This is a genomic window from Pseudomonas sp. ASL3, from assembly GCF_056680425.1.
On the sequence record NZ_CM155281.1, the window covers coordinates 4,001,564 to 4,015,553 of the forward strand.

The 13,990-nt window shown below is 57.1% G+C and carries 18 protein-coding genes; 8 read left to right on the forward strand and 10 right to left on the reverse strand.

The window, feature by feature from the left end:
- Nucleotides 1-4 precede the first annotated feature (4 nt).
- Nucleotides 5-964 (reverse strand): DUF4123 domain-containing protein, encoded by a 960-nt coding sequence (locus tag AC1MEE_RS18580; RefSeq protein ID WP_480411048.1) that lies wholly within the window; start codon nt 962-964, stop codon nt 5-7.
- 340 nt (nt 965-1,304) lie between these two features.
- Between AC1MEE_RS18580 and AC1MEE_RS18585 the strand changes: the two genes are divergently transcribed.
- Nucleotides 1,305-1,760: an acetyltransferase gene (locus AC1MEE_RS18585; RefSeq protein ID WP_480411049.1), complete on the forward strand. Its 456-nt coding sequence runs from the start codon at nt 1,305-1,307 to the stop codon at nt 1,758-1,760.
- Here AC1MEE_RS18585 and AC1MEE_RS18590 read toward each other — a convergent pair.
- Nucleotides 1,744-2,136 carry an alpha/beta fold hydrolase gene (locus AC1MEE_RS18590; protein ID WP_480411050.1) on the reverse strand — a complete coding sequence of 131 codons (393 nt, stop codon included), beginning with the start codon at nt 2,134-2,136 and terminating at the stop codon, nt 1,744-1,746. The two genes, AC1MEE_RS18585 and AC1MEE_RS18590, sit on opposite strands and share 17 nt — an antisense overlap.
- A 113-nt stretch (nt 2,137-2,249) precedes the next feature.
- Here AC1MEE_RS18590 and AC1MEE_RS18595 point away from each other — a divergent pair, with 113 nt between their 5' ends.
- The 3 genes from AC1MEE_RS18595 to tsaA all read left to right on the forward strand — a co-directional run bounded on the left by AC1MEE_RS18595 (nt 2,250) and on the right by tsaA (nt 4,229).
- Nucleotides 2,250-2,960: an rRNA pseudouridine synthase gene (locus tag AC1MEE_RS18595; protein ID WP_480411051.1), complete on the forward strand. Its 711-nt coding sequence runs from the start codon at nt 2,250-2,252 to the stop codon at nt 2,958-2,960.
- A gap of 78 nt (nt 2,961-3,038) precedes the next feature.
- Nucleotides 3,039-3,503: a YehS family protein gene (locus tag AC1MEE_RS18600; protein WP_480411052.1), complete on the forward strand. Its 465-nt coding sequence runs from the start codon at nt 3,039-3,041 to the stop codon at nt 3,501-3,503.
- A 27-nt stretch (nt 3,504-3,530) separates the two neighbouring features.
- Complete coding sequence (gene tsaA / locus AC1MEE_RS18605) at nt 3,531-4,229, forward strand: tRNA (N6-threonylcarbamoyladenosine(37)-N6)-methyltransferase TrmO (RefSeq protein ID WP_480411053.1); 699 nt, start codon at nt 3,531-3,533, stop codon at nt 4,227-4,229.
- A gap of 113 nt (nt 4,230-4,342) precedes the next feature.
- Here tsaA and fpr read toward each other — a convergent pair whose 3' ends face one another.
- Nucleotides 4,343-5,122, reverse strand: a complete 780-nt coding sequence (gene fpr, locus AC1MEE_RS18610) for a ferredoxin-NADP reductase (RefSeq protein WP_480411054.1) — start codon at nt 5,120-5,122, stop codon at nt 4,343-4,345.
- Nucleotides 5,123-5,244: 122 nt separating this feature from the next.
- Here fpr and AC1MEE_RS18615 point away from each other — a divergent pair, with 122 nt between their 5' ends.
- Nucleotides 5,245-6,171 (forward strand): LysR family transcriptional regulator, encoded by a 927-nt coding sequence (locus tag AC1MEE_RS18615; protein ID WP_480411055.1) that lies wholly within the window; start codon nt 5,245-5,247, stop codon nt 6,169-6,171.
- Nucleotides 6,172-6,204: 33 nt separating this feature from the next.
- Here AC1MEE_RS18615 and AC1MEE_RS18620 read toward each other — a convergent pair whose 3' ends face one another.
- Nucleotides 6,205-6,570, reverse strand: coding sequence for a diacylglycerol kinase (locus tag AC1MEE_RS18620; RefSeq protein WP_480411056.1), 366 nt, complete (start codon nt 6,568-6,570; stop codon nt 6,205-6,207).
- A gap of 85 nt (nt 6,571-6,655) precedes the next feature.
- Nucleotides 6,656-7,303, reverse strand: coding sequence for a response regulator transcription factor ErdR (erdR, locus tag AC1MEE_RS18625; RefSeq protein WP_480411057.1), 648 nt, complete (start codon nt 7,301-7,303; stop codon nt 6,656-6,658).
- A 226-nt stretch (nt 7,304-7,529) separates the two neighbouring features.
- Between erdR and AC1MEE_RS18630 the strand changes: the two genes are divergently transcribed.
- The gene (locus AC1MEE_RS18630) at nt 7,530-8,450 is read left to right on the forward strand and encodes a DMT family transporter (protein ID WP_480411058.1); all 921 of its coding nucleotides are present in this window, start codon (nt 7,530-7,532) and stop codon (nt 8,448-8,450) included.
- A gap of 4 nt (nt 8,451-8,454) precedes the next feature.
- On the opposite strand, the gene AC1MEE_RS18635 is transcribed toward AC1MEE_RS18630, so the two are convergent.
- Nucleotides 8,455-9,165, reverse strand: coding sequence for a tRNA-uridine aminocarboxypropyltransferase (locus tag AC1MEE_RS18635; RefSeq protein ID WP_480411059.1), 711 nt, complete (start codon nt 9,163-9,165; stop codon nt 8,455-8,457).
- Nucleotides 9,166-9,430: 265 nt separating this feature from the next.
- Between AC1MEE_RS18635 and AC1MEE_RS18640 the strand changes: the two genes are divergently transcribed.
- Nucleotides 9,431-9,841: a quorum-sensing-regulated virulence factor family protein gene (locus AC1MEE_RS18640; protein ID WP_480411060.1), complete on the forward strand. Its 411-nt coding sequence runs from the start codon at nt 9,431-9,433 to the stop codon at nt 9,839-9,841.
- 15 nt (nt 9,842-9,856) lie between these two features.
- Here the strand turns inward: AC1MEE_RS18640 and AC1MEE_RS18645 are convergent, their stop codons facing one another.
- Entirely contained in the window at nt 9,857-10,051 is a 195-nt protein-coding gene (locus tag AC1MEE_RS18645) for a hypothetical protein (protein WP_480411061.1), read from the reverse strand.
- Nucleotides 10,052-10,593: 542 nt separating this feature from the next.
- On the opposite strand from AC1MEE_RS18645, the gene AC1MEE_RS18650 reads away from it, so the two are divergent.
- Nucleotides 10,594-11,712, forward strand: coding sequence for an LOG family protein (locus tag AC1MEE_RS18650; protein ID WP_480411062.1), 1,119 nt, complete (start codon nt 10,594-10,596; stop codon nt 11,710-11,712).
- A gap of 43 nt (nt 11,713-11,755) precedes the next feature.
- On the opposite strand, the gene recX is transcribed toward AC1MEE_RS18650, so the two are convergent.
- From recX to AC1MEE_RS18665, 3 genes are all read right to left on the reverse strand, one after another.
- On the reverse strand, nt 11,756-12,223 hold the full coding sequence (recX, locus tag AC1MEE_RS18655) for a recombination regulator RecX (protein WP_480411063.1): 468 nt from the start codon (nt 12,221-12,223) through the stop codon (nt 11,756-11,758).
- 8 nt (nt 12,224-12,231) lie between these two features.
- Nucleotides 12,232-13,290, reverse strand: coding sequence for a recombinase RecA (gene recA, locus AC1MEE_RS18660; protein ID WP_480411064.1), 1,059 nt, complete (start codon nt 13,288-13,290; stop codon nt 12,232-12,234).
- Between the two features lie 85 nt (nt 13,291-13,375).
- A complete protein-coding gene (locus AC1MEE_RS18665) occupies nt 13,376-13,876 on the reverse strand; it encodes a CinA family protein (protein WP_480411065.1) in 501 nt (166 codons plus the stop codon).
- Between the last annotated feature and the right edge of the window lie 114 nt (nt 13,877-13,990).

The following is a 13,990-nucleotide window of genomic DNA, read 5'->3' on the forward strand; positions in this document are numbered from 1 at the left end:
GTCCTTAGGCCGAGGCGGCGGCAAGTTGTTGCAAGCGGTGTTCCGCTTCAAATAAACGCAGGCGATCATCGTGCTGGCGCTGACTGAGGATGGCCCTGAGCGGTTTGTCGTGGATGAACGCGTCCTGTGGATTGTTCAAGCGCAGCCGCACGTAGTGGCTGATGGCGCATTCGCGGGTCAGTCCGAGACCCTGGGCTTCTTTTACAAAGATGTTCAGTTGCCGGGCCAGTTCCTGCGGCCCCAAGGCATGGGCTCGCTCAGGCTGTTGCCGGGCAAAATGTCGGGCTGCATCACGCAACAACCACGCATGGCTGGCCTGATTGATGGCTGCCTCGTCGTCGTCGCTCAAGGTGAAAGCCGCAGTGGCGCGCAGGCTCAACGGAGCCACCGACGGATTGTCGACACGCAACCACGACAGGCTGTCGTCGTCACCCTCACGCCAGACCACGGCTTGAATCGGCCCCAGCAGCTCAGCCAAGCGACCGGCCGGCAAGCCCTCAGCCATCTCTTCAAGCTGGCGTAAGGCGCCCAAACTGAAAAATGCCAGGTTGCCGTCGGCGGCGGTGAACACGCGCAGGGTCTTCAAGTGACTGACCAAGGTTTCGCCATCGGCCGGGCCGAGCAGGATCAGTCCATCTGCCGAGGGGGCCCAGGTGCTGAGGTAAGTCTTGAGCAGCGCGGCGTCCAATGGCACCAGCAGCGGGCCGTGACGGTAGCCGGGGTCGGTGTATTCCCAATCGGTGCCGCGCCACAGCCAGCGATGATCGAAGCGACGAGTGATCGCCCGCACATCGTCTTCCAGGGTCTCGAGGCTGGCGCCGTTGAGCCAGAGCCAGGGGTGGTGTTCGGACACATCGGGCCAGGCGGGTTCTGCGGTGGTCCGAATGGTTTTACGTGGCCAGGCGTCGAATGCTGCGCCCGAGGCGGGTTCAACGGTGTAACGCGGGTCGCTGTGACGGAGCATGGATTGGGGGCTCGTTTATCCGAAAGGGAGCCCAACAATATGGAAAAATTTATTCAGTCTCTATCGGATGAATCTCTGAGTCATGTCGGATCGTTCTTCATCTCGCTTCTAACAAAAATCAGCTTTAGACACGGAGGCTTTTTAAGGACAGTTGGGAGCGGTGAGCCCAAACACAGTGGCGCAAGCCTGCTTTGTTGAAAACGATCAGTGAGATAGCGAGAAATGGGATGACCATACATTTTTGCGACTAGATTATTTAGAGATGACATCGCACCTCAAAATCGACTTTAAAAGCAGTCGAGTCACGGACCGACGCTTTTTGCCTGAGGAGACAGGTTGTATGCGCCATCATTCGGTCATTCATACGCCCAGACAGAGTGACTACCCGGAACTCGCCCGTATTTGGGAAGACTCGGTGCGGGCCACCCACGACTTCTTGCCCGACTCCTATATCTTGATGCTCAAGAACCTGGTGCTAAATCAGTACCTGGATGCAGTGATGCTGATTTGCAGCAAAGACACTCAGCAACGAATCACCGGTTTCGCCGGAATCGCTGGTGGCAAGATCGAAATGCTGTTCATCGACCCCGAGCACCGCGGCCAAGGGCTGGGCAAGCTGCTGCTCAACCATGCCATCGAGCACTTCCACGCCGACAAACTGGACGTCAACGAGCAAAATCCTCAGGCGCTGGGGTTCTATCTCAAGCTGGGATTTGAAGTGATCGGCCGTTCAGAAATAGACGGTATGGGTCAGCCATATCCCTTGCTGCATATGCGCCTCAGCAGGCCCCGCTAAGGCAGGAGCGAGGTCGACTCAATGCAGCAAGCCGTCGATCAAGGCTTTGTTGAAATGCGCCGGGTCCTGGATTTGCGGCGCATGCCCCAGGTTCGCGAACTCGACCAGCGTCGCTCAGCGGCTTGATCGTGCCTTCCCAGGTCGCGCCGCAAAAGTTCTTGCCGTGCAACAGCACGATGGTCTGCCCATTGGGTTTGACCGACGGTTTGATGTCCATGTAGCCCATCTGTATGCGTTGGCCTTGGGATTCGAAAGCAAAATTCTTTGCCGGAAACGGGTAATCAAAACCTTGCAACTGCGGGCCATTGCTCGGTGCCTCGGCGGCAAGGAGAGGCAAACTGGCGCTCATCATTAAGGCGGCAAGCCATTTGGACATGAACCAGACTCCAGGAAAGAAGGTTATCTCGAAGGCATTTTCAATGTAGCCGCGATTAACCTTGCTCGCGCGGGTACAATAGCGGCCTTTCCCCTTAGTAACGGCTCTTTGTCATGACAGACCCCATTCGCCTTTCCAAACGCCTTGTCGAGCTGGTCGGCTGCTCCCGCCGGGAGGCTGAACTGTTTATCGAAGGCGGCTGGGTCACGGTGGATGGTGAAGTCATTGAAGAACCGCAGTTCAAGGTCGATGTGCAGAAAATCGAACTGGACCCTGAAGCCAAGGCTACCGCGCCTGAGCCAGTGACCATTCTGCTGCATCAGCCCGCGAGCTTCGACGCTGAAAGCGCGCTGCAACTGATCAGCCCAGGCACCCTGTCCGAAGAACATCGTTACGGTAAACGCCCGCTCAAGGGCCACTTCATGCGCCTGTCACCTATCTCGACCCTGCAGGCCAACGCCAGTGGTTTGATGGTGTTCAGCCAGGACTGGAAAGTACTGCGCAAGCTGACCGATGACCGCAGTAAAATCGAACAGGAATACGTGGTCGAGATCTCCGGCGAAATGGCTGCCCACGGGCTCAATCGCCTCACCCACGGTTTGACGTACAAGGGCAAGGAACTGCCGGCAGTGAAGGCCAGCTGGCAGAACGAAAACCGCTTGCGCTTCGCCATGAAGAACCCGCAACCCGGCGTCATTGCCCAGTTGTGTGAAGCCGTCGGCCTCAAGGTCGTGTCCCTTCGACGCATCCGCATCGGCGGCGTCTCCATGGGCAAGCTGCCGGAAGGCCAATGGCGTTACCTGTCCGGCAAGGAAAAGTTCTAGGTTCAATCGCCCCCCACATTTCAGCGTCGCTCGGCTCTCCGTGCGACGCTCACTCCAGACTTATCAGGACCGTAAACCATGATGAACAACGACGTACTGCGTAGCGTTCGCTACATGCTCGATATCAGCGATGGCAAAGTCGTGGAGATCGTCAAGCTCGGCGGCTTCGACGTGTCCAAGGCCGACGTAATCGCCTTTATGAAAAAGGACGAGGAAGAAGAAGGCTATCTGGATTGCAGCGATGAAATCATGGCGCATTTTCTCGACGGCCTGGTGATCTTCAAACGCGGAAAGGACGACAGCCGCGCACCGCAAAAGATCGAACTGCCGGTGACTAACAACACCGTGCTGAAAAAACTACGGGTCGCCTTCGAGCTTAAGGAAGACGACATGCACGCCATCCTCAAGGCATCCGAGTTCCCGGTTTCCAAGCCAGAACTGAGCGCGCTGTTCCGCAAGTTCGGCCACAGCAACTACCGGACCTGCGGCGACCAACTGCTGCGCAACTTCCTCAAGGGTCTGACCCTGCGCATTCGCGGCTGATTCTCTGTCTCAAGGCTGATGGCGACCATGACTTACACCGTTTCGCCCATTGGCTTCATGCGCTCGTGCTTCAAAGAGAAATTCGCCATTCCGCGGCAGCCTCAATTGGCGCCTGCCGCGCGTGGCGTCCTTGAGTTGGTGGCACCGTTCGATCAGGGCGATGCCGTGCAAGGACTCGAACACGTCAGCCATGTCTGGTTACTGTTCCTCTTTCATCAAGCGCTGGAAGAAAAGCCGCGTCTGAAAGTTCGTCCGCCGCGTCTTGGCGGCAACCAGTCCATGGGCGTCTTCGCGACGCGCGCGACCCATCGCCCCAATGGCATCGGTCAATCTGTGGTGAAGCTGGACAAGGTTGAGCCGGGGCGTCTGTGGCTGTCAGGCATCGACCTGCTGGACGGCACGCCGGTGCTGGACATCAAACCCTACGTGCCTTACGCGGACAGCGTCATCGAAGCAACGAACAGCATGGCTGACGAAGCACCGAGGCTGATTCCAGTGGAATGGGAAGACAGCGCACTGCTGCAGGCGCGGGAACACGGGCAGCGTCTGGGCGAACCGCTGGTGGAATTGATTGAGCAATGTCTGGCGCAGGATCCGCGCCCGGCCTACCAGAAACCGACCCCGGAACGCCGCTACGGCGCGCAACTGTGGGATCTGGATGTTCGCTGGCATTACCCGCAAGTCGGGCTTATACGGGTGCTTGAGGTGGTTGCTGCTGCGGCTTGACGCAACAGATCTCCGTAGGAGCTGACTTGTCTGCGAAGGCCAGACGCCGCGGTTGATTAGACACACCGCGTTGAATGGTCTTCGCGGACAAGTCCGCTCCTACGGGAGAAGCATTACTTCTCGACGAAGGCGCGCTCGATCAGGTAATCGCCTGGCTCACGCATCCGCGGGGAAACCTTCAGGCCAAAACTGTTGAGGACTTCGCTGGTTTCATCGAGCATGCTCGGGCTGCCGCACAGCATTGCACGATCATCCTGAGGATTGATCGGTGGCAGGCCGATATCGCTGAACAGCTTGCCGCTGCGCATCAGGTCGGTCAGACGGCCTTCGTTCTCGAACGGCTCGCGCGTCACGGTTGGGTAGTAGATCAGTTTTTCGCGCAGTGCATCACCGAAGAACTCGTTCTGCGGCAGATGCTCAGTGATGAACTCGCGATAGGCGACCTCGTTCACATAGCGTACGCCGTGGCACAGAATCACCTTCTCGAAGCGCTCATAGGTTTCCGGATCCTGGATGACGCTCATGAACGGCGCCAGACCGGTACCCGTGCTAAGCAGATACAGGTGCTTACCCGGCTTGAGATCGTCCAGCACCAGGGTGCCGGTCGGTTTCTTGCTGATAATGATTTCGTCGCCTTCCTTCAAGTGCTGCAACTGCGAAGTCAGGGGACCATCAGGTACCTTGATGCTGAAGAACTCGAGATGCTCTTCCCAGTTCGGGCTGGCGATCGAGTAAGCGCGCATGAGCGGGCGCCCGTTCGGCTGCTGCAGACCGATCATGACGAACTGACCGTTCTCGAAGCGCAGACCTGGATCACGGGTGCACTTGAAACTGAAGAGAGTGTCGTTCCAGTGATGGACGCTAAGGACACGCTCGTGGTTCATGTTGCTCATGTACGTGGGGCTCCTGAAAGTTTCGCCTGCGCTAACATTGAGCGCCATTGCGCGTCATTCTAGTTGCAGACACAATATCTGTTAAATGAATTATCAAGATATGGGTTATCGGTTATATAGATATGCGATTTACTCTACGTCAACTTCAAGTCTTCGTCGCCGTCGCCCAGCAGGAAAGCGTCTCGCGTGCCGCTGTCTTGCTGGCGCTGTCGCAATCCGCTGCCAGCACATCGATTACCGAACTGGAGCGCCAATCCAGCTGCCAATTATTCGATCGGGCCGGCAAACGCCTGAGCCTGAACGCCACGGGCCGCCAGCTACTGCCGCAAGCTGTCGCACTGCTTGATCAGGCCAAGGAAATCGAAGACCTGCTCAATGGCAAATCCGGCTTCGGCTCACTGGCAGTCGGCGCTACGCTGACCATCGGTAATTATCTGGCCACCTTGCTGATCGGCAGTTTCATGCAGCGCCACCCGGAGAGCCAGGTGAAGCTGCATGTGCAAAACACTGCGAACATTGTGCAGCAGGTGGCCCACTACGAAATTGATCTGGGTCTGATTGAAGGCGATTGCACCCACCCGGACATCGAAGTGCAAGCCTGGGTCGAGGATGAACTGGTGGTGTTCTGCGCCCCCCAACACCCGCTGGCCAAACGCGGCCATGCCAGCCTGGAGGAACTGACCCGGGAAGCCTGGATTCTGCGCGAGCAGGGCTCGGGCACCCGGCTGACCTTCGATCAAGCCATGCGCCACCACCGCAACGCCCTGAACGTGCGTCTGGAGCTGGAGCACACCGAAGCCATCAAACGCGCCGTGGAGTCTGGCCTGGGTATCGGTTGTATTTCTCGCCTGGCACTGCGCGATGCTTTTCGCCGAGGCAGCCTGGTGGCGGTGGAAACCCCGGAGCTGGATTTGTCGCGGCAGTTCTATTTCATCTGGCACAAACAGAAGTACCAGACTTCTGCCATTCGCGAGTTTCTCGACTTGTGCCGCGCGTTCACCGCCGGGGTTCAGCGCAGCGACGAAATCGTACTGCCGAGTATTGCTTGAGACATCAGTTATTCGCTAGCTATTCGCTAGCCATCAGCCCAGCAGGATCAGGCCCCACACCAAGCCGATCATGCCCAGCGCGATGAACTGAGCCGCGCTGCCCATGTCCTTGGCGTTTTTCGACAGAGGGTGCAAATCCAGCGAGATCCGGTCAATCGCCGCTTCAACCGCAGAGTTGAGCAACTCGACAATCAACGCCAGCAGGCACACGGCAACCAAAACCGCGCGTTCACCCCGAGTGACATGGAACATGAAGGTCAGTGGTATCAGGATCACGTTGAGCAGCACCAACTGACGAAATGCAGCTTCACCTTTGAAGGCGGCGCGCAAACCGTCGAACGAATAACCCGTGGCGTTGAGGATACGTTTCAGGCCGGTTTGGCCTTTGAAGGGCGACATAAATAGGCAACTGCATGAAAAAAGACGGAAAAAGCTAATTTAACCAGCGTCAAAAAAGCGTGAATATCCTACCCCTGAAACGGCTTCAGTGGGCCGGGATTGATTCCATTTGTTGCAAGAGCAAAGCGGCCTGAGTGCGGGTACGCACATTGAGTTTGCGAAAAATCGCCGTGACATGAGCCTTGATCGTGGCTTCCGAAACACTGAGTTCGTAAGCAATCTGTTTGTTCAGCAAACCCTCACAAACCATGGTCAACACCCGGAACTGTTGTGGCGTGAGACTGGCCAGACCGGCACTGGCCGCTTTGGCATCCGCCGAAACGCTGATGGCCTCATTGACTTGCGGTGGCCACCAGACATCACCATCGAGGACCGTACGCACGGCTTGCTGGATGGTTTCAAGGGAACTGGACTTGGGGATGAAGCCGCTGGCGCCGAACTCTCGCGAACGGACTACGATGGACGCTTCCTCCTGCGCCGACACCATCACCACCGGGATTTGCGGGTACTGTCCACGCAGCAGGACCAGACCGGAAAACCCGTAAGCGCCAGGCATGTTCAAATCCAGCAACACCAGATCCCAGTCGGCTTTTTCGGTCAGACGGCTTTCAAGCTCGGCAATGCTTTCGGCTTCGACCAATCTCGCCTCAGGGCCCAGGCCCAGACTCAAGGCCTGATGCAGCGCACTGCGAAATAAAGGGTGGTCATCGGCAATCAGGATTTCGTATGTCATTTATCAATGATCCTGTTTTTAGGTGAGTGCTGATGGATTCAGCCCTCACGAAGGCATCCAGCGATGCCAGCAAATTCACGGTGCCAACCAGAGCACACTTAACGCCAAGCCCCCACAAAACCAGCGTTCAAGCGTTATTGCGGCGACAAGGATGACGAGCGAAGTCGGGGTGGTCAAGCGCAACGCTTTGCGGCAAAGTCTGCGCCCCACCCACTCGAGTGCCATCATGCGAAGACAAGCCCTGCGTGCCGATATATTAATGCTGATCACCGCAATGATCTGGGGCTCGGGTTTTGTCGCGCAAACCTCAGGCATGGACCATATCGGGCCTTATCTCTATAGCGGTCTGCGCTTCGCCCTCGGCTCGCTGTGCCTGTTGCCCTTGATACTGCGTGGTCCCGCCACCGTCAAAGCGATCAAGCCAGAACCTTTTCTGACCCCGGGCTTGTTGCTCGGCGGTCTGCTGATGGGGCTGGCGCTGGCCGTCGGGATCAACCTGCAACAAGTCGGCCTGCTGTTTACCAGTGTGACCAACGCCGGGTTCATCACCGGTCTTTACGTCATTGTAGTTCCGCTTCTGGGCCTGCTACTGGGCCACAAAACCGGAATGGGCACCTGGCTGGGCGCAGGCCTGGCGGTGGCCGGTATGTTCCTGCTCAGCGTGGGGGACAATTTCCACGTTGCCTCCGGCGACTGGCTGCAATTGATCGGGGCCTTCGTCTGGGGCGGACACGTGATACTGGTCGGTGTGTTCGCCAGCCGCCACGACCCGATACGCCTGGCCTTCCTGCAATTTATGACGTGTTCGGTCGTCAGCTTGATCCTGGCGCTGATTTTCGAAGACATTCAGTTGCAATCGATCATCGCCGCAGGCCCGGCTCTGCTTTACGGCGGTGTCGTGGCGGTCGGTATCGGTTACACCCTGCAAGTCATCGCGCAGAAAGACGCTATCGCCTCCCACGCAGCGATCATTCTTTCCCTGGAAGCGGTATTTGCCGCCATTGCCGGCGCACTGCTGCTCGACGAGTCGCTGCACCTGAGGGGCTACCTCGGTTGCGCATTGATGTTCGCCGGCATGTTGTTGGCGCAGTTGTGGCCGAAAAAACCTGAACCATTGATCGCGACTGCTGCCGCTGCCAATAGCTAGCTCGTTATAGGAAGTCTTTCAGATGGGTATGCGAGGCATCGTCCAGGTCGACTGGAAGCAGATGCTTCGCCCCCAGATAATGAGTGGTGAACACATCCAGGTAGGCATCCAGCACGCCCCCCGCGGTGTGGTCCTCGGCCAGTTCCAGGCAAAGCGCTGCCACTTCAGCGGTGCAGAAATGATCATCACGTCTGGAACGCCGTAACCGATAGCGGGAAATCTGCTCCGGCTCAAGGCTGAGCACCGGCAAATGATCCAGATACGGGCTCTTGCGGAACATCTTGCGCGCCTCGCTCCAGGTCGCATCCAGCAGAATAAACAGCGGACGCTTGCCTTCTTCGAGCTTTACCTCGGTGACAACGCGCTCTTTGGCCACGAATTCGCCAGGAAACACGATATAAGGCTGCCACTGTGGATCACTGAGCAATGCCGGCAACTCAGCATCGACTTCAGTCCGCGACCAACCGTACGCATGGGTATCTTCAATGACATCGGCGATCAGCCAGCCGGTATTGGTCGGCTTCAACGGCTCGACGTCGTACATCAACAGACACATGGCCGATTTCGCCGCCACGGTCGGACGCCAGGCGCACAAGCAATAGCTGACGATCACCCTGCATCCGGGACAACGTGGCGCCCTTGAGCCTCGGGCAACAAAGGGTTTGATGCTGCGGGCCAGACGTTGAGCGCGCAGACGGGAAACGGCATGGCTCATTGTGGATTACGCTGACAAACGGAAAGCATCGACACAGCGGGAACTCGGCAGATAGAAGTCGGCGCAGTTTATCAGAGCCGGGGGCCACTCCCTTTGCTTCCTTGGTCTTTGTTTCCTTGGTCTTTCATTTATACTGCCGCGCCACCACTCACGCCTGCCGGGCAGACACGCGCTGCAGTGACCGGTTTTGTTGTTATCGGATCAGGCAGTGAACGCACTTTCAAGTCGCTGGTCCAACGGCCAGTCACTGAATCAGGAGAGTTTCATGCTGCGCCTTATCGTCCCCACCCTTACGCTTTTGCTGGTTACGCCTTTCTGCGCCCAAGCGGCTTCAAAGCAGGATTACGAACTGAGCAAAATGCTGGAAAAAGTCGCAGCTGAAAGCAGCGTCGGCACCCCTCGGGCGATCAACGAAGACATTCTGGATCAGGGTTACACCGTTGAAGGCAAAGAACTGGTCGATCACCTGAGCGTGCTCGAAGGTCATGCGGTACAGATGCGCGCCAACCCGGACGCGGTTCGCAACCAATTGGGCTCCAGTGTTTGCAACAATGAAGGCTTTCGCCAACTCATGGCCAAGGGCGCATTGCTCAAGTACGAGTTCACTGAATACAAAACCAATCGCGCGGTCGCGACCCATGTATTCAAAGCCTCTGATTGCAAACTGAAAAAATAGCGTCAGTTAACACCCTTATCCGTTGGACGCGCGGCGCTGCTCATCATCGGCGCGCAGTTCAGCTACCAGCGCTTGCATATATCGCGAGCGCCGTTCCCCACCCTCTAGCCGTCGCACACATTCCTGTTCAAGCGTCAGGTGGTTGAGTCGCGCGGCCTCCTGAAGCAACCGATACAAATCCTGATCGAGCTCCAGACTTATTCTGTGCATGTGCAGCCTCCCTGCCCCGTCCACATCACCTCTGGCGATGCAATAGAACCTCGATGACAACCCTGCTGATCAGGCTGTACGGGTTAAAGCCTGCCTCCGTGCTATCGAGATTTTATTGGCGTTGCGCTTGTTACCTTTATTAAGTAAATCAGACATCGCGCCATTACGTGCCCGGCCTGACGAGCGGAAAAAACATCGCTGCCCGGCTGCAAACAGTCGTTGCCAGTTTTAACGGTATAAGCACATTATCGAATCAGCATGAGCAGCGAGCAGCGTCTATACATTAGAGGTCTGTTTTAAATTTTCAGGGCAAAAAAGGGGGTTGCCCGCATCGCTGTGCAATGCCAAGGTTTTTCTTTTAACCCAAGGACATAAGCAGAATCAGTGAGGATCAATCGGTAACGATATCCATGCGAAGCTGGCACTTCGGAGCCAGCTGTGACGCTCAGGCAAATGCCCGGGCAGCCAGCGACACAAGACGTGTCGTGATCCTGTCGACTGTTTCGGCATGATCGATGGTTCTGCAGAAGGAGAAAGTCTGAATGCCCTATGAACCGAATGATTTTTTGTCTCGTCACTTCCAGAGCAACGGCATCGACCTCACCAGCAAGGTTGAAGAACAAATCCGCTTGGTTGCTCCCAACAGCCCCAACCTACCGCTCTACCGCGACATGATGTTGACCGTTCTGCGCATGGCTCAGGACGACCGCAACCGCTGGAACGCTAAAATCACTCTGCAAGCATTGCGCGAACTGGAGAACGCCTTCCGTGTACTGGAGCGGTTCAAGGGCCGTCGCAAAGTCACCGTGTTTGGCTCCGCTCGCACGCCTGTGGAACATCCACTGTATGCACTGGCACGAGAACTGGGGGCCACGCTGGCCCGCTCCGAATTGATGGTGATCACGGGCGCTGGCGGCGGCATCATGGCAGCTGCCCATGAAGGCGCAGGACTGGAACACAGCCTGGGCTTCAACATCACCCTGCCTTTCGAGCAACATGCCAACCCAACTGTGGAGGGCACGGATAACCTGTTGCCGTTCCACTTCTTCTTCACCCGCAAGCTGTTTTTCGTCAAAGAGGCCGATGCCCTGGTGCTCTGCCCCGGTGGTTTTGGCACGCTGGATGAAGCATTGGAAGTATTGACGCTGATCCAGACCGGAAAAAGCCCGCTCGTACCTATCGTTCTGCTCGACGCTCCCGGCGGAAGTTTCTGGCAGGAAGCGCTCAACTTCATCAAGAACCAACTGGAGGCCAATCGTTACATTTTGCCAAGCGACATGAAGTTACTGCGACTGGTTTACAGTGCTGACGAGGCCGTTGAAGAAATCAATCAGTTCTACAACAACTTCCACTCCAGCCGCTGGCTAAAGAACAAGTTCGTCATTCGCATGCATTACCCACTCAGCGAGCGGGCCATCGAGCACCTGCAGGAGGCCTTCGCCGATTTGTATCTGAGCGATAACTTCCACCAGCACACTTATCTGGGGGAAGAGCATGACGAAGCACAGTTCAGTCACCTTGCCCGCCTGGCCTTTACCTTCAATGGTCGAGACCACGGACGCCTGCGAGAGCTGGTCGACTACATCAACCTACCGGAAAGTTGGGCTCAAGCCCCTTTGCAGCAACAAACCCGAGCACGCGAACCTCTGAAGGTCACGTAACTCGCCCTACCCTGCGGCAAGCTCAATGGCTTGCCCACCCCGTTCAGTCATCCCCACCCCGGCCGCTCAACAAGCGGCCGATCATATCCAGCGGATAACCCCGATAGCTCAGGAAGCGCCCTTGCTGCGCACGTTCGCGAGCGTCCGCTGGCAATCGTCCGGCAAACTTGCGGCGCCAGGTGTCTTCCAGTTGCGCCTGCCAGTTGAAACCACTCTCTCTCAACGCCTGCTCGATATCCGCTCGCTGCAAACCACGCTGGCCCAGTTCTTCACGGATGCGCAAAGGCCCGTAACCCGAACGAGCACGGTAGGAAACAAAACTTTCGAGGTATCGCGACTCGGACAACAACCCCTCTTCCATAAGACGGTCGAGAGCGGGCTCAATCAATTCAGGAGGGGCGCCGCGCTGACGCAGTTTACGCGTCAGCTCGACTCGACCATGCTCGCGGCGTGCGAGCAGGTCCATTGCAGTACGCCGTACGGCGACAGGCGTATCAAGCACCACAGTCATGGGCAGTATCAGATATCAACGTCAGCTTCGGCCAAATCATCGGCAGCCACCCTGGATGCCGCTGCTTTGGTGTCAACACCCGGCGTCAGCAGCTTTTCACGAATCAGCTTCTCGAGGTTTGCACCGATTTCCGGATTATCCGCCAGGAACTTCGCCGAGTTGGCTTTGCCCTGACCAATCTTGCTGCCCTGGTAGCTGTACCAGGCACCGGATTTTTCCACGAAGCCATGCAGCACAGCCAGATCGATGATCTCGCCGTTAAGGTAAATGCCCTTGCCGTAGAGAATCTGGAACTCTGCCTGACGGAACGGCGGAGCCACTTTGTTCTTCACGACTTTGACGCGGGTTTCACTGCCCACGACTTCATCACCTTCTTTCACCGCGCCAGTACGACGGATATCCAGACGTACCGAAGCGTAGAACTTGAGCGCGTTACCACCGGTGGTGGTTTCCGGGCTACCGAACATCACACCAATCTTCATACGGATCTGGTTGATGAAGATGACCAGGCAGTTTGCGTTTTTGATGTTACCGGTGATTTTACGCAGTGCCTGAGACATCAAACGTGCCTGGAGACCCACGTGCATGTCACCCATCTCGCCTTCGATTTCGGCCTTGGGTACCAGCGCCGCCACGGAGTCGATCACGATGACGTCGATGGCATTGGAGCGCACCAGCATGTCGGTGATTTCCAGCGCTTGCTCACCGGTATCCGGCTGCGAAACCAGCAGGTCGTCAACATTGACGCCCAACTTGCCAGCGTATTCCGGGTCAAGTGCGTGTTCAGCATCGACGAATGCGCACGTCGCGCCCAGTTTCTGGGCCTGAGCGATCACCGAAAGCGTCAGCGTGGTTTTACCCGAAGATTCCGGACCGTAGATTTCAACGATCCGACCTCTTGGCAAGCCACCGATACCAAGGGCGATATCCAGCCCCAGGGAGCCGGTGGAAATAGAAGGAATCGCCTGGCGATCATGGTCACCCATGCGCATTACGGCACCTTTGCCGAATTGACGCTCGATCTGACCCAAGGCCGCAGCCAAGGCTTTCTTCTTGTTGTCGTCCATTGAAGTCCTCACGTAATCAATAAGGCCTGACGGCCACAATACCTGTATAAGTAGACAGTATTATTCCACAGGGTTGAGCGCTCGCCTACCCCCGTTTTGGTATTTCTCCAGCCGTAAGCTGTATCAGCCCCTCTAGCGCGGCCTTCACCGTTTGTCGGCGGACCTCATCACGGTCGCCATCGAACTGACGGCGCTCGGAAACAATCTGCTCTCCCCCTCCCCATGAAAGCCATACCGTTCCCACCGGCTTGTCTGCCGAGCCACCATCAGGTCCGGCAACGCCACTGACCGCAACGGCAAAATGCGCCCGACTTTTTCCCTGTGCGCCCCTCACCATGGCCTCGACCACTTCGCGGCTGACCGCTCCCACCTTGGAGAACAGCTCTGTCGGCACATTCAATTGACTGGTTTTTTGAGCGTTGGAGTAAGTGACATAACCGGCCTCGAACCAGGCAGAGCTACCAGGTATACGGGTGATCGCCTCGGCAATCCCGCCCCCGGTACAAGATTCGGCAGTGGTCACCTGCGCCTTCAGCGATTGCAGACGCTTGCCGAGTGCAGCGGCAAGTTGGCTCAATTCATCCACGACGTTCTCCGACTATCAGTGCGTGAAGGGGACTACCGTACACGAGCGCTATATACGTGCAAGGGCCGACGCGACTGACTCGAGGCATCCGCGCCCGCCCCGCCATCAAAAACT

Excerpts from the sequence above, each read along its gene's own strand:
- AC1MEE_RS18580 (WP_480411048.1), bottom strand. The coding sequence starts at position 964 with ATGCTCCGTCACAGCGACCCGCGTTACACCGTTGAACCCGCCTCGGGC.
- AC1MEE_RS18585 (WP_480411049.1), top strand. The coding sequence starts at position 1,305 with ATGCGCCATCATTCGGTCATTCATACGCCCAGACAGAGTGACTACCCG.
- AC1MEE_RS18590 (WP_480411050.1), bottom strand. The coding sequence starts at position 2,136 with ATGTCCAAATGGCTTGCCGCCTTAATGATGAGCGCCAGTTTGCCTCTC.
- AC1MEE_RS18595 (WP_480411051.1), top strand. The coding sequence starts at position 2,250 with ATGACAGACCCCATTCGCCTTTCCAAACGCCTTGTCGAGCTGGTCGGC.
- AC1MEE_RS18600 (WP_480411052.1), top strand. The coding sequence starts at position 3,039 with ATGATGAACAACGACGTACTGCGTAGCGTTCGCTACATGCTCGATATC.
- tsaA (WP_480411053.1), top strand. The coding sequence starts at position 3,531 with ATGACTTACACCGTTTCGCCCATTGGCTTCATGCGCTCGTGCTTCAAA.
- fpr (WP_480411054.1), bottom strand. The coding sequence starts at position 5,122 with ATGAGCAACATGAACCACGAGCGTGTCCTTAGCGTCCATCACTGGAAC.
- AC1MEE_RS18615 (WP_480411055.1), top strand. The coding sequence starts at position 5,245 with ATGCGATTTACTCTACGTCAACTTCAAGTCTTCGTCGCCGTCGCCCAG.
- AC1MEE_RS18620 (WP_480411056.1), bottom strand. The coding sequence starts at position 6,570 with ATGTCGCCCTTCAAAGGCCAAACCGGCCTGAAACGTATCCTCAACGCC.
- erdR (WP_480411057.1), bottom strand. The coding sequence starts at position 7,303 with ATGACATACGAAATCCTGATTGCCGATGACCACCCTTTATTTCGCAGT.
- AC1MEE_RS18630 (WP_480411058.1), top strand. The coding sequence starts at position 7,530 with ATGCGAAGACAAGCCCTGCGTGCCGATATATTAATGCTGATCACCGCA.
- AC1MEE_RS18635 (WP_480411059.1), bottom strand. The coding sequence starts at position 9,165 with ATGAGCCATGCCGTTTCCCGTCTGCGCGCTCAACGTCTGGCCCGCAGC.
- AC1MEE_RS18640 (WP_480411060.1), top strand. The coding sequence starts at position 9,431 with ATGCTGCGCCTTATCGTCCCCACCCTTACGCTTTTGCTGGTTACGCCT.
- AC1MEE_RS18645 (WP_480411061.1), bottom strand. The coding sequence starts at position 10,051 with ATGCACAGAATAAGTCTGGAGCTCGATCAGGATTTGTATCGGTTGCTT.
- AC1MEE_RS18650 (WP_480411062.1), top strand. The coding sequence starts at position 10,594 with ATGCCCTATGAACCGAATGATTTTTTGTCTCGTCACTTCCAGAGCAAC.
- recX (WP_480411063.1), bottom strand. The coding sequence starts at position 12,223 with ATGACTGTGGTGCTTGATACGCCTGTCGCCGTACGGCGTACTGCAATG.
- recA (WP_480411064.1), bottom strand. The coding sequence starts at position 13,290 with ATGGACGACAACAAGAAGAAAGCCTTGGCTGCGGCCTTGGGTCAGATC.